Annotated in this window: 21 protein-coding genes; 16 read left to right on the top strand and 5 right to left on the bottom strand. The window is 71.8% G+C overall.

Features of this window, described 5'->3' with window-relative positions:
- The first annotated feature begins 16 nt into the window (after positions 1–16).
- The 5 genes from M3148_RS00440 (at position 17) to M3148_RS00420 (ending at position 4413) form a co-directional block, all read left to right on the top strand.
- Positions 17–709, top strand: coding sequence for a dienelactone hydrolase family protein (locus tag M3148_RS00440; RefSeq protein ID WP_251302679.1), 693 nt, complete (start codon positions 17–19; stop codon positions 707–709).
- Between the two features lie 141 nt (positions 710–850).
- Positions 851–1543 (top strand): hypothetical protein, encoded by a 693-nt coding sequence (locus M3148_RS00435; RefSeq protein ID WP_251302678.1) that lies wholly within the window; start codon positions 851–853, stop codon positions 1541–1543.
- Positions 1544–1696: 153 nt separating this feature from the next.
- Positions 1697–2638, top strand: coding sequence for a phosphoglycerate dehydrogenase (locus tag M3148_RS00430; RefSeq protein WP_251302677.1), 942 nt, complete (start codon positions 1697–1699; stop codon positions 2636–2638).
- 56 nt (positions 2639–2694) lie between these two features.
- Positions 2695–3318, top strand: a complete 624-nt coding sequence (locus tag M3148_RS00425) for a M15 family metallopeptidase (RefSeq protein WP_251302676.1) — start codon at positions 2695–2697, stop codon at positions 3316–3318.
- A gap of 27 nt (positions 3319–3345) precedes the next feature.
- Positions 3346–4413 (top strand): LLM class flavin-dependent oxidoreductase, encoded by a 1068-nt coding sequence (locus M3148_RS00420; protein ID WP_251302675.1) that lies wholly within the window; start codon positions 3346–3348, stop codon positions 4411–4413.
- Positions 4414–4496: 83 nt separating this feature from the next.
- Here M3148_RS00420 and M3148_RS00415 read toward each other — a convergent pair whose 3' ends face one another.
- Complete coding sequence (locus tag M3148_RS00415) at positions 4497–6662, bottom strand: HNH endonuclease (protein ID WP_251302674.1); 2166 nt, start codon at positions 6660–6662, stop codon at positions 4497–4499.
- A gap of 125 nt (positions 6663–6787) precedes the next feature.
- On the opposite strand from M3148_RS00415, the gene M3148_RS00410 reads away from it, so the two are divergent.
- Positions 6788–6949: a hypothetical protein gene (locus M3148_RS00410; protein ID WP_251302673.1), complete on the top strand. Its 162-nt coding sequence runs from the start codon at positions 6788–6790 to the stop codon at positions 6947–6949.
- Here M3148_RS00410 and M3148_RS00405 read toward each other — a convergent pair.
- Complete coding sequence (locus M3148_RS00405) at positions 6942–7799, bottom strand: SDR family NAD(P)-dependent oxidoreductase (protein ID WP_251302672.1); 858 nt, start codon at positions 7797–7799, stop codon at positions 6942–6944. The two genes, M3148_RS00410 and M3148_RS00405, sit on opposite strands and share 8 nt — an antisense overlap.
- Positions 7800–8030: 231 nt before the next feature.
- Between M3148_RS00405 and M3148_RS00400 the strand changes: the two genes are divergently transcribed.
- From M3148_RS00400 to M3148_RS00380, 5 genes are all read left to right on the top strand, one after another.
- A complete protein-coding gene (locus M3148_RS00400; protein ID WP_251302671.1) occupies positions 8031–8303 on the top strand; it encodes a hypothetical protein in 273 nt (90 codons plus the stop codon).
- Positions 8304–8389: 86 nt separating this feature from the next.
- Positions 8390–9109 carry an ATP-binding cassette domain-containing protein gene (locus tag M3148_RS00395; RefSeq protein ID WP_251302670.1) on the top strand — a complete coding sequence of 240 codons (720 nt, stop codon included), beginning with the start codon at positions 8390–8392 and terminating at the stop codon, positions 9107–9109.
- Positions 9110–9112: 3 nt separating this feature from the next.
- Positions 9113–10609, top strand: coding sequence for a hypothetical protein (locus M3148_RS00390; protein ID WP_251302669.1), 1497 nt, complete (start codon positions 9113–9115; stop codon positions 10607–10609).
- On the top strand, positions 10572–10838 hold the full coding sequence (locus M3148_RS00385) for a hypothetical protein (protein WP_251302668.1): 267 nt from the start codon (positions 10572–10574) through the stop codon (positions 10836–10838). Before M3148_RS00390 ends, M3148_RS00385 begins: the two co-directional genes overlap by 38 nt.
- Positions 10828–11394 (top strand): hypothetical protein, encoded by a 567-nt coding sequence (locus tag M3148_RS00380; RefSeq protein WP_251302667.1) that lies wholly within the window; start codon positions 10828–10830, stop codon positions 11392–11394. The genes M3148_RS00385 and M3148_RS00380 overlap by 11 nt, the downstream gene beginning before the upstream one ends.
- Here M3148_RS00380 and M3148_RS00375 read toward each other — a convergent pair.
- A complete protein-coding gene (locus M3148_RS00375; RefSeq protein ID WP_251302666.1) occupies positions 11354–12250 on the bottom strand; it encodes a sulfurtransferase in 897 nt (298 codons plus the stop codon). The two genes, M3148_RS00380 and M3148_RS00375, sit on opposite strands and share 41 nt — an antisense overlap.
- 111 nt (positions 12251–12361) lie before the next feature.
- Between M3148_RS00375 and M3148_RS00370 the strand changes: the two genes are divergently transcribed.
- Both M3148_RS00370 and M3148_RS00365 read left to right on the top strand, forming a co-directional pair.
- On the top strand, positions 12362–13816 hold the full coding sequence (locus M3148_RS00370; RefSeq protein WP_251302665.1) for a glucose-6-phosphate dehydrogenase: 1455 nt from the start codon (positions 12362–12364) through the stop codon (positions 13814–13816).
- 288 nt (positions 13817–14104) lie between these two features.
- Entirely contained in the window at positions 14105–15871 is a 1767-nt protein-coding gene (locus M3148_RS00365) for a M14 family zinc carboxypeptidase (protein WP_251302664.1), read from the top strand.
- 60 nt (positions 15872–15931) lie between these two features.
- Here the strand turns inward: M3148_RS00365 and M3148_RS00360 are convergent, their stop codons facing one another.
- Together M3148_RS00360 and M3148_RS00355 are read right to left on the bottom strand one after the other, a co-directional pair.
- Positions 15932–16339 (bottom strand): DUF1801 domain-containing protein, encoded by a 408-nt coding sequence (locus M3148_RS00360; protein ID WP_251302663.1) that lies wholly within the window; start codon positions 16337–16339, stop codon positions 15932–15934.
- 90 nt (positions 16340–16429) lie between these two features.
- On the bottom strand, positions 16430–17083 hold the full coding sequence (locus tag M3148_RS00355) for an SDR family oxidoreductase (RefSeq protein ID WP_251302662.1): 654 nt from the start codon (positions 17081–17083) through the stop codon (positions 16430–16432).
- Positions 17084–17286: 203 nt separating this feature from the next.
- On the opposite strand from M3148_RS00355, the gene M3148_RS17665 reads away from it, so the two are divergent.
- The 3 genes from M3148_RS17665 (at position 17287) to M3148_RS00335 (ending at position 22267) form a co-directional block, all read left to right on the top strand.
- A complete protein-coding gene (locus M3148_RS17665) occupies positions 17287–20748 on the top strand; it encodes a S8 family serine peptidase (protein WP_308203193.1) in 3462 nt (1153 codons plus the stop codon).
- Positions 20749–20972: 224 nt separating this feature from the next.
- Positions 20973–21671, top strand: a complete 699-nt coding sequence (locus tag M3148_RS00340) for an Ltp family lipoprotein (RefSeq protein ID WP_251302661.1) — start codon at positions 20973–20975, stop codon at positions 21669–21671.
- A gap of 65 nt (positions 21672–21736) precedes the next feature.
- Entirely contained in the window at positions 21737–22267 is a 531-nt protein-coding gene (locus M3148_RS00335; protein ID WP_251302660.1) for a hypothetical protein, read from the top strand.
- Position 22268 lies beyond the last annotated feature (1 nt).

The raw sequence follows: 22268 nt of genomic DNA, 5'->3' as shown, positions 1-22268 counted from the left end.
CAGGGGAGTGACCGGCATGACCGCAGCGACCACCACTGTCCGCGTCCCCGACGGTGACATGCCCGCCCAGCTGTGGCTCCCGCCGTCGGGAACCGGGCCGGGGATCGTGCTGCTGCAGGAGATCTTCGGGGTGTCGGAGTACATCCGCTCGCGAGCCGCGGACCTGGCCGCGCTCGGGTACGTCGTGCTGGCGCCGGAGCTGTACTGGCGTGCGGACGGCGGCGTGGACGAGTCGAGCGACGCGTTCCTCGAGCAGGGCATGGCCCTGCAGGCGCAGCTGGACTGGGAGACGACCGTGGCCGACGCCGTCGCCTCCGTGGGCACGCTGCGCTCGCGACCGGAGGTGGCCGGGGGCGTCGGGGTGCTCGGGTTCTGCTTCGGCGGCGGCGTGGCCTTCAACGTGGCGGCCGTGACCGACGTCGACGTGCTGGTCTCCTACTACGGCTCCGCGCTGCCGCAGCTGCTCGGCCTCGCGGACCGTGTGAGCGCGCCGAGCCTGCACCACTTCGGCACCGCGGACACCTACCTCCCGATGGGCACCGTCGAGGAGATCCGCGCGGCGGTCGCCGGGCCCGAGGTGGAGTTCCACCTGCACGACGGCGCGAACCACGCCTTCGACAACCCGCACCCGCTGTTCCACCACGAGCGGGCGAGTGCTGACGCCTGGCGGCTCACGACCGACTTCCTCTCCCGCCGCCTGCCCGTCTGAGCCTCGCGGCTGGGTGCTCCACAGAGGGCCCGGCGTCCTGGCCCCGCAGCGGCCTGTGGAGGACCGGGGCGCCGGCAGTCGACCGCGGGCGATCCTCGGTGTGGCACCGCAGCCGCGGGCCGGGACCGAGGGGAGACGTTCATGGCAGAGACGCCCATGGAGGAGATGGAGCCCTGGGAGCGCGACGTCGGCTTCACTCTCGAGGAGCCGGTCACGGTCTGGCCGCGGCGCCCGGCGCCCGCGCGCGAGCAGCCACCGAACGCGGGGCAGCTGTGGACGGACGCGGAGTACGAGGAGATCCTCGTCGCCGCCCGGGAGGGCGTCACCGACATGGACGACGTCGCCTCGCGGCTCGGGCGCTCGCGGAACCCGACGCTGATGAAGGCCAGGCGGCTGCTGCCACCGGCCGAGCGCTCGGCCCCGGCGGACCGCGTCATGCGGATGCTGCGCGAGCACCTCGAGGAGCCGGACTACGACTGGGAGCGCGTCACCCTGGAGGAGCTGCCGCCACGGCCGGTCATCAACCCGCCCGCGCTCACGGGCATCCCGGGGCTGGGCCGTGAGGACCTCGTGCGGATCTGCTACGCCCTGGCGCTGGCCGGGGGCGTGGCGGGCGCGGACCTCATGTCGCGGGTGACGCGGGAGGTGCTCACGCGTGGGCTGACGTTCGCGCTCATCGAGCTGCGGGTGGACCGGCTGCTGCAGCAGGGTGCGGAGGTCACATGGGACCACGCCCGTGCCGACGCCGGCCGCTGGGTCGACACCGCCTTGTCGCCGGCCGCCCTCGAGTGGCCCTACCTGGACGAGGAGCACGTCGTGCCGCCCTACTGGTGACCGGCGGCACTGGTGATCGGCGGCACCGGTGACGGCGGCACTGGTGACCGGTGCCTCCGGCGGGGCACTGGTGACCGGTGCCTCCGGCGGGGCGCTGCGCCGTCGTCCATGATGGACGGAGCCCCCGCCCCACCGACCGACGGAGCCCACGCCGTGAAGATCCTCCTGCCCGACTCGGTGCCGCTGGACCCGACCCTTCCCGACGGCGTCCGCGCGGTCATGTACGACGCGACGGCTCCGGTGCCGCCCGAGCACCGGGACGCGGAGGCGCTGGTCGTGTGGGGCGGCTCCGGGGAGCACCTGGCGGAGGTGGCAGGGGCGATGCCGAACCTGCGCTGGGTGCAGACGCTGGCCGCCGGGCCGGACTCGGTGCTCGCCGCCGGCTTCCCCGACGACATCGTCATCACCTCGGGTGTCGGACTGCACAGCCCGACGGTCACCGAGCACGCGCTTGCGCTGGTCCTCGCGCTGCTGCGGCGCCTGCCGCAGGCGTCGGAGGCGCAGGCCGCGCACCGGTGGGACCGTCGGATCGGCGGGGTCCAGCCGCTGCACCCGGAAGGCAAGGTCACCACGCTCATCGGGGCACGGGTGCTCGTGTGGGGCTTCGGGAACATCGGGCAGACCCTGGCGCCGGTGCTGCAGTCGCTCGGCGCGACGGTGCGGGGAGTGGCCAGGAGCGCGGGGGAGCGGGCCGGCTTCGACGTGGTCGCCGAGGAGGACGTCGAGGCGGAGCTCGCGCGGACGGACGTGCTCGTCATGATCCTGCCCTCGACCCCGGCGACGGAGAAAGCCCTCGACGCGCGGCGCCTGGCGGCGCTGCCGGACCACGCCTACGTCGTCAACGTCGGGCGGGGCTCGACCGTCGACGAGGACGCCCTGCTTGCCGCCCTCACCGACGGGACGATCGCCGGCGCGGCCCTGGACGTCACCGCCGTCGAGCCGCTGCCGGAGGACTCGCCGCTGTGGGACGCGCCGCGGCTCCTCATCACGCCGCACGCCGCTGGCGGTCGGCCGGTGGGCGCGGACGAGCTCGTGGCCCACAACCTGCGCGCGCTGCTCGAGAGCCGGGAGCTGCGGAACGTCGTCGAGCGGTAGTGCCTCAACCTCGCGTCCGCGCTGCCGATAGGGAAGGTGGACGAGGGGAGACAGGTATGGACGGGGTGCTCTCGATCACCCAGCGGATCGCGGGGATCCAGGCACAGCTGACGGCGCTGTCGACGCCGCCGCCGCCGGCCACCGTGGACACCACAGGCACCTTCGACAAGCTCTTCACGCAGGCGGCCGGGGAGTTCGCGCCGGCCTCTGCGACCTCACCGGTTGACACGACCCTCGCCGTCACCTCAGCTGTGGGCGCGCTCGACGCCAAGGGCGTGCCGACCGACCTCGCGATGTACGGCAACGGCAAGATCCCCGCGCAGGCGCTCGCCCCGATCGGCGCCACCGGCCACAGCATGTGGGCACCGGCGGCGGCCAACTTCGAGAAGCTCCTCGCGGACGCCAAGGCGGACGGCGTGGACATCGGCATCAACGACTCCTACCGCACTTACGAGCGGCAGCTCGAGCTCGAGAACCGCCTCGGCCTGTTGAAGGACGGCGGGCTGGCTGCGGTGCCGGGTACGAGCAACCACGGCTGGGGCCGCGCCCTGGACCTTCACCTGGACGGTGAGGCCCTCGCCTGGATGCGTGCCAACGGGGAAAAGTACGGCTTCGTCGAGGACACCCCGCGCGAGACCTGGCACTGGGCCTACTACCCGGACCGGGTGAAGTCCGCCTAGTTTTGGGCGATCGCCTACCGTGGCGGGATGAGTACCGCGCCCGACCTCCAGCCCGTCCTGCCGCCGCACGAGGTCCGGTTGGGGCTCGACACCTTCGGTGACATGACCGTCGACGAGGACGGGCGTCCGCGCTCCTTCGGCCAGGTGCTGCGCGAGGTCGTGGAGCAGGGCGTGCTCGCCGACGAGGTGGGCGTGGACGCCATCGGCCTGGGCGAGCACCACCGGGATGACTTCGCCATCTCCGCGCCCGAGATCGTGCTCGCCGCGATCGCCTCGCGGACGAGCCGGATCGTGCTCGGTACCGCCGTGACGGTGCTCAGCTCCGACGATCCCGTCCGCGTCTACGAGAAGATGGCGACCCTCGACGGCGTCTCCGGCGGTCGCGCCGAGGTGATTCTGGGCCGTGGTTCCTTCACCGAGTCCTTCCCGCTGTTCGGGCTCAACCTGTCCGACTACGAGCGACTCTTCTCCGAGAAGCTCGACCTCTTCGCGCTGCTGCGCAGCGAGGAGCCGGTCAGCTGGGAGGGCACCGTGCGTGGTCCGCTGCGCGACGCCCGGGTGTACCCGAAGACCGAGGCCGGGACGCTGCGGACCTGGATCGGAGTGGGAGGCTCGCCGGAGTCGGTGGTCCGCGCGGCGCGCTACGGCATCCCGATGATGCTCGCGGTCATCGGTGGGGAGCCGTCGCGCTTCGTGCCCTTCGCCGACCTCTACCGCCGGGCCCTCAATGAGCTGGGTCAGCCCGAGCTGCCCGTGGGCGTGCACGCGCCCGGCTTCGTCGCCGCGACCGACGAGCAGGCGCGTGAGCTGATGTTCCCGCACTTCAAGGCGAACCGTGACCGCATCGGCGCCGAGCGTGGCTGGGGGCCCACCACCCGCATGCAGTTCGACATGGAGGTGGAGAACGGGGCCGTGTTCGCCGGCTCACCCGAGACCGTTGCCCAGAAGATCGCGAAGACGGTGCGCCAGCTCGGGCTCAGCCGCTTCGACCTCAAGTACAGCAACGGTCCGATGCCGCACCGCCACAGCCTCGAGGCGATCCGGCTGTACGGGACCGAGGTGATCCCGCGGGTGCGGGAGCTTCTCGCTGGCTGAGGGGGCTCGGGGGGCTCGTCGCTCGCCGCCGCTCGGCAGCCGCCCGTGTCTTGTGGGACCGGGGGGTCGCCGTCACCGTCCGGTCAGAACGGAGGCTCGTCGTCCCCGCCCCACGCGGGACCAGCCGCGCCGTCGCCCCACGCCGGGAGCGAGCGCTGGGGCAGCGGCGGTGGCGTCCATCCGCCAGTCACGGCGCTTCCCGCGGCCACCTCGGCCAGGACCGCGTCGACCACCTCGGCCGGCACGCTCCTGCCGGTGCGGCGCATCTCCTTGCCGATGCGACGCAGCCCCACTGCGGTCTCCCGCGGCATCATGATGACGGTGCCGTCGGTGCGCCGCAGGTAGCCGTGGCCGGTCATGGTGGTCCAGGCGTAGGTGCCGTCAGAGGCGCGCGCGACCGTGAACCCGCCCTGGCTCTTGACGGCGTGGACGCGGGTGCACTGAGGTCCGAGGTTCCACACCGAGGTCTCCCCACCGTGCTGCCACTCGTGGATGTGGTCGAGCTGGCAGTGACGGGCCGGTGTCGAGCAGCTCGGCTCGATGCACGTCCGGTCGCGCTCGCGGACGAGGTCTGCCATGGCGGCGGGCGGCTCGTACCGGGTGCGGCCGACGTCGAGCACCTGCCCGGTCACCGGGTCGCTCACGATCCGCCGCCACTGGCCACCTGCGGCGAGCGCTCGGGCGACCTCGGGGGCGATGGGGCCGTAGCCCTCGAGCTCGGCGACCGGCTCGGGATCACGCTCGAGCGCGTTGCGCGCCGGAGCGTTGAGGCCGGGCAGTGCCACGGCGAGCGGGACGTTGAGGCGGACCTCGACGGGCAGCCCGCCGATGGTGCCGAGACGCACCGCGGGGAGCCGTCCACCGGGCAGACGCTGACCGGGGACTGGCGGCGCCGCTCCGTAGGGCACCTCGGTGCCCTTCCCTCGTCCGGCTCGCTTGGTGTCAGGGACTGCCTCCGCCTTCGCGGCACCAGGCTCGGGCGCAGGTGGCTCGTCGCAATCGGTCGCCGCTCCGTCTGCAGGCAGACCCGGCCCCTCGAATCCGGGCGCTGGTTCGTCTGCAGGCAGACCCGGCCCCTCGAATCCGGGCGCTGGTTCGTCTGCGGGCACACGAGGCCCCTTCGAACCGGACGGCGGATCGGCCGCACGCCTTGCTGGCACCTCACCACCAGCTGCGCTTGGGTCCGTCACGCCAGCGGGGCTGTCGTCAGCCCCCGTGGCCGCCGACGAGGCGAGCTGCTGCTCAGAAAGCACCCCGATGTACCCGTTGGCGAGGGCGCCGTACGCCATGAGCGAGAAGGCATCGGCACGCAGCTGGTCGATGGTGCGGCCATCACCCGCGTGCTTGGCAGCGCGGGCCGCGCTCTCGAGCGTGAGGTCGACGGCAATGGCGTCGGCCGCGGGCAGGACGGCGGTCATGCTCGCCATACCGTCGGGCAGGGCCCGCGGGTGGTAGACCGTGCGCTTCTGACGGGCGGCCCGGTGACGCGCGTCCGCTTCCTCGGGGTCGACGGAGATGACCGCCTTCTCGAGGTCTTCCCTCAGCTGCCGGAGGGTCCTGCCGGGCGCCGTCTCGATGACCTCCCACTGGGCGGCGAGCGCGACCTCCGGCGGCAGGCCATCGAGCGTGGTGAAGATGACCTGCGCTCGCGGGTAGTCGATGAGGCCCCGCTCCAGTGCCTCGCCCGTGGCCTCCAGCAGGTTGCCGAACGCCCGACCGCTGGCCGCCATCCGGGTCGCTGCGATCTTGCTCATCTTCAGCCGCATCGCGAGCTCGTGGCCGGCGAGGCACTCACCGCGGGTCCGGCCGCGCAGGGTGCCCGGCCAGTCGGGGTTGAGAGCCGGTCGCTCAGCAAGCTCCGCCGCCACCTTTGCGGCTTGCGCCGCGGCGTAGGACTCCATCCGCTTGTGCGCCGCGGCCAGCTCCACGAGCGAGTACTCGTCCACCTCCGCGGGATCGATGGCGGCGAGCAGGATGCCCAGCCGCGGGCCGGGAGGCAAGGGAGCGAGGTAGTCGCCGAGCGCTCCCTCCACGGGAAGCAGCTCGGCGAGGCGATCGGTGGGCCAGGAGGTCGATCCCGTGGGACCGAAGCGCTCGTCGGCGGCGCTGGGGACGGGGAGAGGGGTGGCGGGTGTCTCGGCCTCCGGCTTCCAGTCGCCGGGCAGCATCTCCTCGAGGTGCTCTGCCGGCGCCGAGGCGACCGCGTCAGGCTGCCTTTCGGGCTCGGTCCCGTCCCCTTCGAGGTCCATCTCGTCACCTCCCCGTCACGGCGAGAACCTCACTACTCGAACCCTCTCACCGACCACTGACATCCGACGGCGGCGGTCCCTCGGACGGGGATAGGTAGGGCCGACGGCGGTCGGTGGCTGGGCGGATGGCGACGGCGGTCGGTGGGCCGGGCGGGTGGCGACGGCGGTCGGTGGGCTGGCCGGTGGCGACGGCGGTCGGCCGGGCAAATGGCGACGGACTCATCACGGTGGGCGCTGTCGTCCTCACGCTGCCGATCTCCGGCGTCACGCGCGGTGCGATCAAGTAGCGGACGACGACGACGGCGCCCCGGCCAGCCCCACCATCTCGGCACTGCGGTCCCAGAGCCCGGCCGCGAGACCTGCGTCGGCGGCCTGCGGGTTCGTCCTCGCGATCTTGTGCCTCACGTAGAACTCCCCCGACACCCAGTCGCGTCCCGGGGTGCCCTCGGCGAGGTGCACGAGCATCTCAGCACCCTTCTCCGGACTGACGACGCCGCTCAGGTGACGCAGGGGCGTCCGGTAGACGAGCCGCATGAGGCTCGTGGTGTCCGAGGCGAAGTTCGTCCGCACGACCCCGGGGTGGAAGGCCACCGCGGAGAGGCCGCGGGCAGCGAAGCGGCGGTGGAGCTCCTTGGTGAAGAGGATGTTGGCGAGCTTCGCGTCGCCGTAGGCCTTCCGCGCAGAGAACCGTGCCTCGTTGCCGAGGTCGTCGAGGTCGATCTTCCCGAAGAGCCGAGCGGCCGCGCTCGAGGTGGTGACGATCGACGCGCCGCTCGCCGTCAGCGTGTCCATGAGGAGGTTGGTGAGGAGGAACGGGGCGAGGTGGTTGACCTGCAGCGTCTTCTCGAAGCCGTCGACGGTTCGCGCCCTGTCCCCGAAGATGCCGCCGGCGTTGTTCGCCAGGACGTCGATCCGCGGGTAGGCGCTACCAAGCGCGGCCGCGAGGGACCGGACCTGGGCAAGGTCGGCGAAGTCCGCGAGGAAGTGCTCCGCTCCCAGCTCCTCGGCGACCGCCCGGGTCTTCTCAGGGGACCGGCCCACGAGAGCGACGGTGTGCCCGTCCGAGACGAGTCGGCGAGCGGCCGCCGCCCCGATCCCGTCACTGGCACCGGTGAGGACGATGGTCTTACCCGGCATGGGGCCTCCGTGGGCGTGGGTGAGCGTGCTCGCGGACGAGTAGGGGCCCTCATCGAACAGTCGGTCCGTACCCGCCGCCAGCGGAGGGCCACGTAGACGAACGTCGAGCGCCGTCTAGTCAAAGGCCCGTTCACGCACGGGCCGTGCCGGACGAAGACTGGTACCAGGCGGCTGCCCCAGCGCACCGCCCACCCGGGTTCCGAGCCTTGCCTCAACGTGAAAGGAACTCCCATGTCCGTTGCCCTCACTGATCTGCCCGCGCAGCTCTCGGCCTCCCTGGTCGAGAAGCAGCACCACCTGGTCGACACGGCCAAGACACGCTTCGACAACGCGGTCGTCCGCTACGACGCCTGGTGGCTCGTGTTCGTCGCCGTCCTCCTCGCCCTCGGCTTCGTCCTCGTCGCCGGCGCCGCGATCTGGTGCCTCACCAAGGCCGGTGGGCGCCGCTTCACCGGCGGCATGACCTGGAAGAACGGCTTCTCGCTCTGGATCGAGTGCCGCTGACCTAGCCACGGACCGGCGGCAGCACCCGGCACGGGTGCCGAGGTGCTGCCGCCGGCCCACCGCCCCACCACGCAAGGAGGCCGCACATGAGCAACGTCCTGGAGGTCCGTGACCTCACCTACTCCTACGACGGCGTCGTCAACGCCGTCCAGGAGGTGTCCTTCGACGTGCCGAGAGGGCGGATCGTCGGCCTCATCGGTCCGAACGGGTCGGGTAAGTCCACCCTCATCAGGAACGTCTTCGACCTTCTCAAGGCGCAGTCGGGACGGATCACCGTCAACGGCCACCAGCACACGACGATCGAGGCCAAGCAGGACGCCGTCTACCTCGCGAGCAACGACTACCTGCCGGAGTTCCTCAGCCCGCGCGAGTACTACACGATGCTCGGGAAGCTCTACGGCGTCACGCTCGACCACCAGCGGGCGCGCGCCTACTTCCGCGACTTCTCCATGCCGGGCCGCTACGACGACCTCATCTCGGGCTTCTCCCACGGCATGCGCAAGAAGACCCAGCTCGTCGCCGCACTCGTGCTGCGCCGCCCGCTCACGGTGATCGACGAGACGCTCAACGGCGTCGACCTCGAGGCCATGCGCATCGCCGAGCGAGAGCTGCGCGCCCTCCACGAGGACGGCCGCGCGGTGCTCCTGTGCAGCCACGACCTCACCCTGCTCGAGCGGCTCACCGACGACGTCGTGTTCCTCGACCTCGGCCTCCTCGTCCTCGACGGCCCCACGAAGGAGCTGGTCCGCGAGGGCGGGTCGCTCGAGTCGATCGTCTTCGAGCACATCGAGTCGGAGGTGAGGTAGGCCGTGCGCCTGTCCCACGCCCTCGTCGTCGCGCGCATGCTGCTCGCGTTCTTCGGTCGGCGCGTCCTCAGCGTCGGGGCCCTGCGCCTGCGGTCGGTGCGGTTCGCGGCACTGGGCACCGCCGTCGTCCTCCTCGTCTCCCTCACCGCCGTCGCCCGGCAGTTCCTGCTGCCCTACTCGGCCGACCGTGAGGTCTGGGACCTGCTCTTCGCGACGTCGACGGTCTCGCTCGTGCTGTGGGTGATGGTCGCCTTCATCTTTGTCAAGGTGCTCTTCCTCAGTTCCGACGGCGTGCTCGAGCTGACCTACCAGCTCCCGCTGACGAACAAGGAGCGCTCCGTCGCGTTCCTCCTCTTCGAGGCCGCCATCACCCTGGGCGTGGCCCTGGCGACGGCGGTGCCCGTGATGACGAGCGCGGTGCTCCTCATGGGACCTTCCGCCGTCGGGCAGATCCTCACCTCGATGCTCGCGCCGATCGGCGTCGCCTACCTGGCCCTGAGCCTGTGCCACGTGGTGGCCACCCGGCTGCTGTCGGCGATGCGGACCCGGCCGGTGGCGGACCTGCTCGCGCTGCTCGGGATCTTCGCGCTCATCGTCGCCTACGCGGGCCAGATGACCGACCTCATGTGGCACATGACCGATCCTGCAGCGAGCGGCGCCCTCGTGTGGCCGACGGCGATCGCCTGGTTCGCGCAGCGGGCCGGCCTGGGTGCGGCGATGGCCGCCGTCGTCGTCGTGTGCGCGGTGCTGCTCGTCGTCATCGTCCACGTCATGCCGAGCCGGCACCTGCGCACCGCCAAGTACCTCGACATCCGCCTGCCGCGGCGGGTGGCGGCACACCTCACCCCCTACGACTGGTGCCTGCTGCGCAGCCAGCACACCTTCATCGGCACGGTCGTGGGGGTCGCGCTCTTCGGCTACCTGCTCGCCGCGACCGATCTCAACCCGCTGTGGAGCCTGTGCACCCTCACCATCGGGGGGCTGTACCTGTTCAGCGCGACCGCACCGCTGCGCGAGCTGACCGGGCAGCGGCAGCCAGCCTGGCGGATCTACCTGCTGTCCCTGCGCCCCCAGGTGCTCCTCATCGGTGCGGTCGGGGTGCCGGCCCTGCTGCTCACGGCCGCGTTCGGACGGGCCGAGGGGACCGTCGTCGTCGTCCTTTCGGCGCTCATCAGCGCCGCGCTCACCACCTGTCTCGGGATCATCGTCCCGAGTGAGAAGGACAACCCGCTGGCGGCGTTCGTCGCACTCGCGACCGCCGCGGTCGTCCTCACCCTCATTGCACTGGGGCTCGGGATGCTCCAGCTGCCCGTGCCCGCCGGTCTGCTCGGCGCCACCGCCCTGTTCGTGGTCTACGCGATCGAGGGCATCCGTCAGGACGAGAAGAGGAGACGCAATGAAGAAGGCAATGCTGGTCATCAACTCCGTCGTCGGGGGAACACTGCTGACGCTCGCCGTCGTCGTGCTCTGCCTGCTGTTCCTCATGTTCTCGGTGGGTGAGGAGCTGGGCCGCCGCGAGGGCCTGTTCGGCGCGCTGTACTTCGAGGCGACGAGCGTCACCGGTGGCGGCGTCGACGCGACGATGGGCATCAACAACACCGTCGGGGTGCTCGTCGTGCTCGGGGTGTGCATCGGCCTCATCGCGCTGGTGCAGCTCACCTACGTGGGCCTCAAGCGCTACCGCGACGACCTCATCCGCGAGCGCGCACAGTCGGGCAGTGGTGCCTGACGTCCGGGTCCACCCGCGCGCGGACGTGCCGGTGTGGGCGGCCGCGCGGCTCGTCGTCACCCAGGTGTGGCCGCTGCTGGCCCTCGCCGCGGTGGCGGTCCTCGCCTCCGCGGTCGTCACGGTGACGACGGGCGCGATCGCCACCGCCCAGGCCGCGTGGTGGCTGGTGAGGGTCGCGGTGCTCGGGCTCGTCGGCTCGTTCGCGCTGCACGAGACCATGCACCTCGTCCTGCTCAGGCGGGTGGAGACGGTGCGGACCGTCGTCGTGGCGCGGGACCGGTGGCGCGTGTCGATCACGCCGGTGGGGACGATGACGCCGCGGCAGGTGGCGACGACGGCGCTCGCCGGGCCGGGCTCCTGCGTGCTCCTCGGGCTCGTGCTCCTGCCCGTGGACGCCCTCGTCGCCGCCATCTACCTCGCCCACGTCCTCCAGCTGCTCCCCGTCTTCGGTGACGGCCGGGCGCTGGTCCACGCGGCCCTGAGCCGCGGGCTCGTGGACGACGACGGCGCCCCGGTCAGTCCGTCCCCGTCGCCACCGGGCGGGCCGGGTCGGTGATCCAGTGCGACCACGAGCCGGGGTACAGGGCGGCGTCCAGCCCCGCCTCGTGGGCGGCGAGCACGAGCTGGGCGGCCGTCACGCCCGAGCCGCAGTAGGCGGCCACCGGGCGGCCGGCGTCCGCACCGGCCTCGGTGAGCAGGGCTCGGAGCTCGGCGGCGGGCAGGTAGCGGCCGTCCGCGCCGAGGAGCCGGCCCGTGGGCAGCGACCGCGCGCCGGGGATGTGCCCGGCCACCGGGTCGACCGGCTCCACCTCGCCGCGGAAGCGCTCGGTGGCGCGGGCGTCGAGGAGGACGCCGTCGTAGGGGAGGAGGTCGTCGGCCGTCACTGTGGGCATCGTGGACGACGACGGCGGCGCGGCCTGGGTCGGCCGGTCACCTGTCGTCGTCGTGGCCTCATGGGCCGGGCCGTCGCCCACCGCGGTCGCGACCTCGCGGGCCGCGCCGTCACCCGCCGCCGTCACCCCATCTGACTCGAGCTCACCACCCGCCGCGACCCAGGCCGGGAGTCCGCCGTCGAGCACGCGCACGTCCTCGTGCCCGAGCCAGCGCAGGCACCACCACGCGCGCGCCGCGGCGGCCGCGACCCCGCCGTCGTACACGACGACGCGGTGCCCCGGCCGCACGCCGAGCCGCTTCATCGCCGCCGCGAGCGCCTCGCGCGAGGGCAGCGGGTGGCGGCCGCCGGCGCCCGGCGGGCCGGCGAGGTCGGCGTCGAGGTCGCAGAAGACGGCACCCGGCAGACGCCCGTCGACGTAGCCGGCGCGGTCGGGGCCGGCGAGCGTCCACCGGACGTCCAGCAGCAGCGTGTCGCCACGTTCGGACAGCAGCTGCTCGGGGCTCACGAGTGCGCTCATGGCGCCCACTCTTCCACGCGGCCGCCCGCCCGAGCGGCCAGGTGCGCGCCCGCCCGCCATGATGGACGGCAGGCCCCGCTGCCGCGGTGCCCACGCTCGGGAAGGGAAGTCATGGCTGAGACGGTCCGCGCCGCCCGCGAGGAGATCCGCACGCTGCTCGTCCTGGGGGCCAGCGGTGACCTCGCCGGTCGCCTCCTGCTGCCCGGCCTCGGGCGGCTGCTCGCCACCGGCCGCGCACCGGAGCTGCGGCTCGTCGGCTCCGGCGTCGACGACTGGGACCAGGCGCAGTGGCGCGAGCGGCTGGCGGAGGCCTTCGCCGTCCAGCCGAGCATCGAGATAGCCCCGTGGGAGGCGTTTCCCTCGCTCTCGCACGAGCCGGGCGAGGCGACACTGCGGCGCCTGGAGAGCGAGTCCGTCTACGTCCGTGCCGATGTCACCCAGCCCGAGGAGCTGCGCCACGTCCTCGAGCAGTGCGAGGGGCCGGTCGGGATCTACTTCGCTCTGCCTCCCGCCGTCACCGAGCGCGCCTGCCTCGCCCTGGAGAAGATCGGGCTGCCGGAGGGCACGCGGCTCATCGTCGAGAAGCCCTTCGGGACGGACGGGGACTCCGCGCGGCGGCTCAACGCCGTCGTCGGCAGGCTCGTCCCCGAGGACCAGGTGCACCGCGTGGACCACTTCCTCGGCAAGAGCACCGTCCTCAACATCCTCGGCTTCCGCTTCGCCAACCGGATCTTCGAGCCCATCTGGCGCGCCACGCACGTCGAGAGCGTCGAGGTCATCTACGACGAGGACCTCGCTCTCGAGGGACGCGCCCGATACTACGACGGCTCGGGCGCGCTGCGCGACATGATCCAGAGCCATCTCCTCCACGTCCTCGCGCTCGTCGCCATGGACCCGCCGCCCACGCTGGGTGACCGGGACGTCCGTGACCGCATCGCCGAGGTCCTTCGCGCGGCCCGGGCGGGCGACCCCGAGCAGCACAGCCGCCGCGCCCGGTACGGCGCCGGCCGGATCGGCGCCCGGGAGGTTCCCGCCTACGCCGAGGAACCGGGCGTCGACCCGGCGCGCGAGACCGAGACGCTCGCCGAGGTCACCGTCTTCATCGACAACTGGCGGTGGAAGGGCGTGCCCTTCACCCTGCGCAGCGCCAAGGGCATCACGCCCACCCGCAAGGAGGTCGTCGTCACCTTCAAGCCCGTCCCGCAGCTGCCCGTCGGTCTGGAGGGCACCTCCCAGCCGGCGCGCGTCCGCATCGGACTGGGTCCGGAGTGCCTGAGCCTCGAGCTCGACGTCAACGGCTCGGGCGACCCGTGGTCCCTGGACCGCGTCTCGCTCTCGACGAGCTTCGGGGGGGCGGAGCTCCCTGCCTACGGCGAGGTCCTCGCGGGAGTCCTCGAGGCCGACCCGCTCCTGTCCGTGCGCGGTGACGTCGCGGAGGAGTGCTGGCGCGTCGTCGAGCCGGTCCTCGCGGCGTGGAGCGAGGGGCGGGTGCCGCTGGGGGAGTACCCGGCCGGCTCGGCCGCGGACACGGCCACCACGACGGCGGAGACTTCTGTCATTGCTTGACGGCCTGATACGCCGAGGTTAATGTCCGACTCAACGGGGAGCCTCAGACAGTCAAAATCGACCGTGTCCGCGTGGTGACGTCGCCACGCGAGCCGGGCGGGTGACGCGCCCCGAAGTCGGCAATCCGCATGGGGGTGTGGAACCTGGTGTCCTCGACGTCTTTTCCCGCGCCCCGCGTCCTCGAGGGGGTGGACGGCGCTTTCTTCTCGTGGAATTGACCACGCACGCCTGAAGTGAATGGGAAAAGACATGCAACGTTCAGCAGTACGTGACAGACGCAGGATCGCGGTGGTCGGGGCTGCCGGCGCCGCACTTCTGGCCTCCCTGGTGGCGACGCCGCCGTCGGTGGCACAGGTCCAGGAGGCGGTGACCGGGCTCGAGGTCGAGCAGGAGATGGGTTTCGCCACGCTGACGTGGGAGCCGGTCGCCGGGGTCACCGAGTACCAGATCGAGCGCACCGAGGTGGACGAGAACGACGAGCCGGTCGGCGAGCCGGTCATCACCGGAATTTGGCGGCCCAACCGCCAGGTCGACCAGAGCGAGCCCGCCTTCGCCGACGCGAACTTCGACCCGGGCGACCGCTTCCGCTGGCGCGTGGGCATCGCGGGGGAGGGCTTCTCCGAGCCCGTCTACGACACGACCCTGCCCCAGTGGGGTGATGTCGAGGTACCCGGCGAGGGCCTGCGCACCGGCTGGGAGCAGACCTTCGCCGAGCGCTTCACCACGGACGTCGAGGAGGCCGAGTACACCGCGCAGCTGGACGCGCTGAGCGACCGGGTGCGCGTCGTCGAGATCGGACGGACGCTGCAGGACCGGCCGATCAACATGTTCATCATCGGCTACCCGAACCCACCGGAGACGGCGGAGGAGGTGGCCGCCGGGAAGACGGCGCTGGTCAACTGCAACGTCCACGGCAACGAGCCGTCCTCGCGCGAGGCGTGCCTCATCATGGCGCGCCAGCTGGCCTTCGGCGAGGACGAGCGCACCCTCGACCTCCTCTCCGAGTCCACGATCCTGCTCGTCCCCTCGATCAACGCCGACGGCCGTGCCCTCAACCAGCGCGGCAACGCGACCGGGCAGGACCTCAACCGCGACTTCTCGCTCATCCGCCAGCCGGAGACCTTCGGCTTCACCGAGATGCTGCGCGACTACCGGCCCGACGCCGCCTTCGACGGCCACGAGTACGGCAACATCCGGGCGGGCGACCTGCCCGTCCTGTTCTCACGGCACCTCAACGTGCCCGAGGTCGTTCACCTGCAGAGCAAGGACCTCGTGGAGAACTGGCTCTACGAGCGTGGCTCGGAGGACGGCTGGTGGTTCTGCCCCTACGGCTGTGAGGGCGGCAGCACGGTGGGCCAGAGCCAGGAGACGATCCTGCGCAACACCCTGGGGCTGAAGAACATCGTCGGTGTGCTCCTCGAGGCACGCAGCTCCGGAGGGGAGACCCGTCCCGCCGACGGCGGCTCGCAGACCCCTGAGTCCCGCAAGCGCAAGACGTACTCGGCGATGTACACCTTCGAGCAGTACCTCGACTACTTCCACGCGAACAAGGAGGAGGTCGAGGCGGCGGGCGAGCAGGGCCGGCAGGAGCAGGCCCGCAACCGTGGGGACATCGTCTTCCGCGGCTCCTACACCGTCGAGCCGTTCCCGGCCCCGCACCCCGGTGAGGCACCGCCCAACCCGGAGATCCCGGGACCCGAACAGATCCTCACGGCGCCGGTCTGTGGCTACCTCCTCACCGAGGAGCAGTACCGCGGAGTCCGGGAGGACAGCCCGGAGGGTTTTGCGACGACGCTCGAGGACCGCATCGAGGCGCACGGCTGGCGGGTCCAGGAGCGGGCACGCGGGTACATGGTGCCGCTCACGCAGGAGCAGCGCGGGCTCATCCCGCTCCTGCTCGACGGCCAGGCCACCGAGCCGTGGACCTCGGCCCAACGGCTCTACGGCCCGGCGAACCACCGCACCACGCTGCCCGACAGCGCGTGCGGGAAGGTGACCGAGCCGCCGTCGCGTCGTACCCCGACGACGGCGGAGCTCAGCTACGTGGGCGACTGACAGTCGCGTAGGTGGCCGGCGCGCCCCGGGGGATACCGCTCCCCCGGGGCGCGCTGCTGCCTAGGAGGGGTACTCCGCGCGGGTGAGGTCGCAGGAGTCGGTGACGAGGAAGCGCAGAACCTGCTCGTCGACGTCGTCGAGGCGCTTGAGGTAGAGGCACGCGTTGCCCGGCTTGTAGGGGCCGAGCCTGGCGAGCTGCTCGGGGTAGCGCTCCTGGTAGCCGCCGACGAGGTAGACGACGAGGCTCGCCTTGCGCGGGCTGAACGCGGCGAGCGGGGCGTCGCCCTCGCGGCCGGTCTCGTAGACGTAGTGGTAGCTGCCGAAGCCGATGATGCTCGGCCCCCACATCACCGGCTCCTCACCGGTGAGGTCCCGCATGATCTCGACGAGCCGTTCGGCGTCCGCCCGGCGAGTGGCGTTCTCGACGCCGGCGATGAAGTCGCGGGGGTCGACGTCGGTGGGCTGCACGGCGGCCTCCTTCGACTCGGGGTGAGCCCACGATAGACCGCCCCGGACGGCCGCCGGCAGGGACGGCGCCCGGGGGCGGGGCCAGTCGTGCTAGCGCGTGAGCGCCTCGGCGATCGGGGTGTCGCCGTCGGCGAACTCGATCATCCGGCCCACGGTGGCGGGCTCGTCGAGGGCGGCGACGATGACGCGGGCGACGTTCGCGCGCGAGGTCTTGTGCTCACCGCCGTCGTCGGCCGTCACGAGGTCGATGGAGCCGGTGGGCTCGTCGAGGGTGAGGGCGCCGGGGGCGACGATCGTCCAGTCCAGGCCCGAGTCGCGCACGTGGTCGTCGGCGTCGGCCTTGGCCTGGGCGTAGGTATAGAAGGCGTTGTCCTCGGGGATGCCGTGGTCCTGGCGCGCGCCGACGAAGGACACCATGACGAAGCGGCGCGCCCCGGCGAGCTTGGCGGCGTCGACGGTGCGGATCGCGGCGTCGCGGTCCACCGCCCACGTGCGTTGCGGGTTGCCGCCACCCGCGCCGGCGCTCCACACAACGGTGTCGGCGCCGCGCAGCACGTCGGCGAGCTCCTCGGTGGAGAGGTTCTCGACGTCCGCGACGACGGCGCTCGCGCCGGTCTGCTCGACCTCCTCGCGGTGGTCGGGGTTGCGGAAGACGCTGGTGACGGCATCCCCTCGCTCGGAGAGCAGGGGCGCCAGCAGGAGCGCGACCTTGCCGTGGCCGCCGATGATCGTCACGTTCGACATGGGTTCTCTCCTCGAGGTGGGGACCGGTGCCTGTCGACGCTAGGCGCACACTCGGAGGTCCGCACACGGGCGCCGCCGCCGGGATCGTTACCGTTCTGTAACTCGGGCCCGGTTCGCGGAAAAGCAAATGTCACACCGGTCACTTACGGTGCTGTGCAGGGCGTCACACCGGCGCCCATGTCCACTTCCAACGGGGGATACCTGTGACACCACCTGTCCGTACCACCAACGGATCGCAACGCCGCATCCGTTCCGGCCTCAGCGTCGCCGCCGCCGCCGCGCTGCTGGTCACACTCACCGGTCCCGCGGCCACCGCGGACGATGCCGAGGCAGCGAGCACCGCCGCGCAGAGCGACGTGCAGCTTTCCTCACCCACGGGCGCCTACTTCATCCAGTTCGCCCCTCAGCCCACCACGCGCGGGGGAAGCACCGCGAGCGTCGAGCGCGCCCAGCGCAGCTTCGTCGCCGAGGCAGAGTCCGCGGGCGTCGAGCTCGAGGTGCGCCAGGAGTTCAGCACCCTGTGGAGCGGCATCTCGGCCGACCTGGACGACGACGCCGCCGAGCGCGTCGCCGACATGCCCCAGGTCCGCGCGATCTACCCGGTCCTGCCGGTCCAGGCGCCGGAGCGTCCCACACTCTCGGAGCCCGAGCTGCGCAGCGCCCTGTCGATGACCGGCGCGGACATCGCCCAGAGCGAGCTCGGCTTCACCGGTGAGGGAATCCGCGTCGGCATCATCGACACCGGCGTCGACTACGACCACCCCGACCTCGGCGGTGCCGGCGTGGACGGTGAGACCACCTTCCCGTCGGGCAAGGTGGTCGCCGGCTACGACTTCGTCGGCGACGACTACAACGCCGACCCCGAGAGCACGAGTTACCAGCCCGTGCCCATGCCCGACCCCGACCCGGACGACTGCGGCGGCCACGGCACCCACGTGGCCGGCATCGTCGGCGCTGACGGCGACACCCTCAACGGCGGCGTGCGCGGCGTGGCCCCGGACGTCGAGCTCGGCGCGTACCGGGTCTTCGGCTGCGAGGGCTCCACGGAGGCCGACATCATGGTCGCCGCCATGGAGAAGGCGCTGGAGGACGGCATGGACGTCGTCAACCAGAGCATCGGCTCGGCCTTCGCCACCTGGCCGCAGTACCCGACCGCGGTGGCGAGCGACAACCTCGTCGCTGCCGGCGTCGTCATGGTCGCCTCGATCGGCAACAGCGGCGCCTCGGGGACCTGGTCCGCGGGCGCGCCTGGCGTGGGGGAGGACGTCATCGGCGTCGCCTCCTTCGACAACATCGCGGTGACTGCCAGCGTCGTCGAGATCGACGGCGAGGAGTATCCCTACATCCCCGCCAGCGGTGCCGGCCCGGTGCCCGTCGAGGGCTCCCTGCCGCTCACCCGGCTGGGGGATCCCGGGACTGCAGCGGCGCGGGCGTGCACGGACATCGAGGTTGACCTCACCGGTCAGGCGGTCCTCATCGAGCGCGGGGCGCACCCTGACAACCCCGCGTGTGACGCGAGCTTCTACGGGAAGTCTTACCGCGCCCAGCAGGCCGGTGCGGCCGCCGTCGTCATCTACAACAACGTGCCCGGTGAGCTGAGCGCGAGTGCTGCCGGGACCCCGCCGGTCACCATCCCGGTCATCGGGATCTCCCAGGCGGCGGGCGTCGCGGCGGACGCCGCGGTCGTCGACGGCGGTGCGACGCTCACGTGGACCGAGGTCGTGGGTTCCCGACCCAACCCCACGGGCGGGCTCATCTCGAGCTTCAGCTCCTACGGCCTGGCCGCTGACCTGAGCCTCAAGCCGGACCTCGGCGCCCCCGGTGGCAGCATCTACTCCACCTACCCGCTGGAGGAGGGGGAGTACGCGACCGCCTCGGGCACCTCAATGGCTGCCCCGCACGTCGCGGGAGCCGCGGCCCTGCTGCTGCAGGCTCGCCCGGGGACCGAGGCCCACGAGGTGCGTGACCTCCTGCTCAACTCGGCCGACCCGGCACCGTGGAACGGCGCACCGACGTCCGACGTCCTCGAGCCGGTCCACCGTCAGGGCGCGGGCATGCTCGCCATCGACGAGACGATCCTGTCGACCACGACGGTGACCCCGGGCAAGCTGTCGCTCGGCGAGTCCGAGCACGGCGCGGTGACCAAGACGCTGACGGTGGCGAACGCCGCGGGCGAGGACATCACCTACGCGCTGTCCTCCCTCGACGCTGCGGCCACCACCGGCAATCCCGATGCGCCCACCGTCGTCCAGGACGCGACCGCCCGGGTGATCATGCCGGACGAGCTCACCGTCCCCGCGGGCGGACAGGCCAGCTTCGACGTGACGATCAGCCCCAACGAGCTGACGCAGGCGCTGTACGGCGGGTACGTCGTCCTCACTCCGAAGGACGGGGACGGTGCCTCGCTGAGCGTGCCCTTCGCGGGCTTCGCGGGCGACTACCAGGCGCTGCCGCTGCTGGAGAACCTCGGCGATCTCGACCTGCCGGCTCTCGGCAAGCTCACCACGTGCGACCGGTTCATCGGGATCGACTGCGCCTGGAACGGTGACTGGGACATCGTCAGGACTGAGGGAACCAGCTACACCATGCAGGACGGTGACGTGCCGACCGTTCTCATCCACATGGAGAACCCGGCGCAGTCGCTCACCTTCTCCATCTACCGGCCCATGCCGGAGGGTGCGAGCCAGCAAGCCATCGAGGGCCAGGCCGTCGCCCGCTACGAGCAGCACATCGGGCGTGACTCGGGTGAGTTCACCGAGTGGACGTGGGACGGCATGCGCTCGACCCAGGACGGTGGCCGCAGCCCCGTGCCGGACGGGCACTACATCCTGCAGGTCGAGGCGCTGAGCGCTCTCGGTGACCCGGACAACCCGGACCACGTCGAGACCTGGTCCACCCCCGCCTTCATGATCGACCGTGACGGCGACGGCGAGGTGCCCCCGCTGGAGCCGGAGGAGCCGGCCGACCCGGGGCCGGCGCCGCAGCGGTTCGGGTTCTTCCTCAACGACGGCTGGGACGGTAAGCCCGAGCACGTGTTCCAGTACGGCCGGTACACCGATGAGGTGCTCATCGGTGACTGGGACGGTGATGGCCGCGACACGATCACCGTGCGCCGGGGGAACCGCTTCTTCGTCAGCAACGCCCCACGGGGCGGGGTGGCGGACAGCGTGTTCACCTACGGGCGTGCGGGTGACGTCGTCCTGGTCGGTGACTGGAACGGGGACGGCACCGACACCCTGGCGGTGCGTCGCGGGGCCCAGTACCACGTGAAGAACTCCCTGGCGGGTGGGAAGGCGGACCACGTCATCACCTACGGCCGCGCCGGTGACGTGGTCATGGTCGGTGACTGGGACGGCAACGGGAGCGACACCTTCGCGGTGCGGCGCGGGGCGACCTACTACGTGAAGAACTCCATGCGTGGTGGGCCCGCGGACCGGACGTTCACCTACGGCCGGGCGACGGACGTGACGCTGGCCGGTGACTGGGACGGCAACGGCACCGACACCTTCGCGGTGCGGCGTGGGAATGAGTACTTCGTGAAGAACTCCCTCGCCGGTGGTCCCGCGGACTTCTCCGTGGCGTTCGGCCGCGCCGGTGACGAGGTGCTCGTGGGTGACTGGAACGGCGACGGCCGCGACACCCTCGGCGTGCGCCGCACCCCGTAGGCGACGGCCCAGCCAAACGGCTGACCTGACTGACCGAGGTCGAGGAGAGGCCCTGCACCACGGCGGTGGTGCGGGGCCTCTCTGCGTCGGTTCCCGCAGCGAGATTCCTCACAGGTGAGTCGGTGCAGCCGATAGGTCGGGGGAGATGGTGACGTCGCGCAGGCCAAGGCGCCGGAGAGCTCGCCATCGCACGACGACATCTGTCATTCGACGAGGGAGTTCCCGTGGGCGAGTACCCGCAGCACACGACCGGCCAGCCGTGGGGGCCCACCGCCCCGCTGGAGCCGCCGGCAACCGGCAACCCGGACGGCACCAGTGCGCGTTCCTGGTACAAGAAGAAGCGCTTCATCATCCCCGGCGCCCTTGTCGCGCTCTCCATCGGAATCGCAGCGACCGGCGGCGAGGACGAGCCTGCGGCGCCGACCGCCGTCGAGACGGAGTCCGTCGACGCGACGTCGGAGCCGAGCCCGACCGTCGACACCGAAGCCGAGAAGGCCGCCGCCGAGGCGGCGGAGGAGGAGCAGAAGCGCGAGGCCGAGCGCGAGGAGGCAGAGCGAGTCGCTGCCGAGGAGGAGCGGGTTGCCGCTGAGGCAGCCGCTGCCGAGGCAGCCGCAGCCGAGGCGGCCGCGGCCGGCACGGTGTCCCAGCAGAACGCGAAGCGGTCGGCGGAGAGCTACCTGGACTTCAGTGCCTTCTCCCACGAGGGGCTCGTCAAGCAGCTGGAGTTCGAAGGCTTCTCGACGGAGGACGCCACGTGGGCCGTCGACGAGGTGAAGGTCGACTGGAACGAGCAGGCCGCGAAGTCCGCGGAGAGTTACCTCGAGTTCTCGGGGTTCTCGCGGTCCGGTCTTATCGACCAGCTCTTGTTCGAGGGTTTCAGCCAGGAGCAGGCCGAGTACGGCGTGAGCACGACGGGCCTGTAGCAACCTGACGTACGCCCGGTGCGTCGCCCCTTGCGGGAAGGCGCGTTCGGGCGTGGGATGGGGGTATGGCCATCATCCCTCCCTTCACCGACGAGCACCCCGGCATCAGGGCCGACTGGTCCGCGTGCGACCTCAACGACCTCGCGCCGTGTGGCGGCGTCGACGTGAAGGCCGACGGGAACGTGGCGTGGGCCGAGTTCGTCGAGCACGCGGTGACTGTCGGGTGGCCGGGAGTCGAACGTCTCGGTGGGGAGCCGGGCACCGTGGCAGACGTCGTGCGCGCGAACGTCGACGTCTTCGGGCAGTCGGTCGCACAGACGGTCGCGTCGGTGCGGGCGACGGACCGCGCCGAGGAGCGCACGCGAACCTTCGCCTACGTGGAGTGCGAGTTCGCCCCGGGGAGGTCACGCTTCCAGGAGCAGCTGCCCGATGGCGGGGACCGTTACGAGATCCGCGAGGTCTCCTTCCTTTTCCAGACCGGCACGAAGACCGAGCCGATCCACGACCCGGAGCTCGCCGCCGCACTGGGCGTCGAACCGGGTGAGCGGGTGCCGCTCACCGAGTACGCCACCCGCCGGGCCGCGGCGGCCAGGTAGC

It is taken from the genome of Georgenia satyanarayanai (genome assembly GCF_023715365.1).
In the GTDB taxonomy this organism is placed as follows: Bacteria; Actinomycetota; Actinomycetes; order Actinomycetales; family Actinomycetaceae; genus Oceanitalea; species Oceanitalea satyanarayanai_B.
This window is presented reverse-complemented; position numbering and strand designations above follow the sequence as displayed.

What these genes read in the sequence shown, in the direction of transcription:
- M3148_RS00440 (WP_251302679.1), top strand. Translation starts at nt 17, where the DNA reads ATGACCGCAGCGACCACCACTGTCCGCGTCCCCGACGGTGACATGCCC.
- M3148_RS00435 (WP_251302678.1), top strand. Translation starts at nt 851, where the DNA reads ATGGCAGAGACGCCCATGGAGGAGATGGAGCCCTGGGAGCGCGACGTC.
- M3148_RS00425 (WP_251302676.1), top strand. Translation starts at nt 2,695, where the DNA reads ATGGACGGGGTGCTCTCGATCACCCAGCGGATCGCGGGGATCCAGGCA.
- M3148_RS00420 (WP_251302675.1), top strand. Translation starts at nt 3,346, where the DNA reads ATGAGTACCGCGCCCGACCTCCAGCCCGTCCTGCCGCCGCACGAGGTC.
- M3148_RS00415 (WP_251302674.1), bottom strand. Translation starts at nt 6,662, where the DNA reads ATGGACCTCGAAGGGGACGGGACCGAGCCCGAAAGGCAGCCTGACGCG.
- M3148_RS00410 (WP_251302673.1), top strand. Translation starts at nt 6,788, where the DNA reads ATGGCGACGGCGGTCGGTGGGCCGGGCGGGTGGCGACGGCGGTCGGTG.
- M3148_RS00405 (WP_251302672.1), bottom strand. Translation starts at nt 7,799, where the DNA reads ATGCCGGGTAAGACCATCGTCCTCACCGGTGCCAGTGACGGGATCGGG.
- M3148_RS00400 (WP_251302671.1), top strand. Translation starts at nt 8,031, where the DNA reads ATGTCCGTTGCCCTCACTGATCTGCCCGCGCAGCTCTCGGCCTCCCTG.
- M3148_RS00395 (WP_251302670.1), top strand. Translation starts at nt 8,390, where the DNA reads ATGAGCAACGTCCTGGAGGTCCGTGACCTCACCTACTCCTACGACGGC.
- M3148_RS00375 (WP_251302666.1), bottom strand. Translation starts at nt 12,250, where the DNA reads ATGAGCGCACTCGTGAGCCCCGAGCAGCTGCTGTCCGAACGTGGCGAC.
- M3148_RS00370 (WP_251302665.1), top strand. Translation starts at nt 12,362, where the DNA reads ATGGCTGAGACGGTCCGCGCCGCCCGCGAGGAGATCCGCACGCTGCTC.
- M3148_RS00355 (WP_251302662.1), bottom strand. Translation starts at nt 17,083, where the DNA reads ATGTCGAACGTGACGATCATCGGCGGCCACGGCAAGGTCGCGCTCCTG.
- M3148_RS00335 (WP_251302660.1), top strand. Translation starts at nt 21,737, where the DNA reads ATGGCCATCATCCCTCCCTTCACCGACGAGCACCCCGGCATCAGGGCC.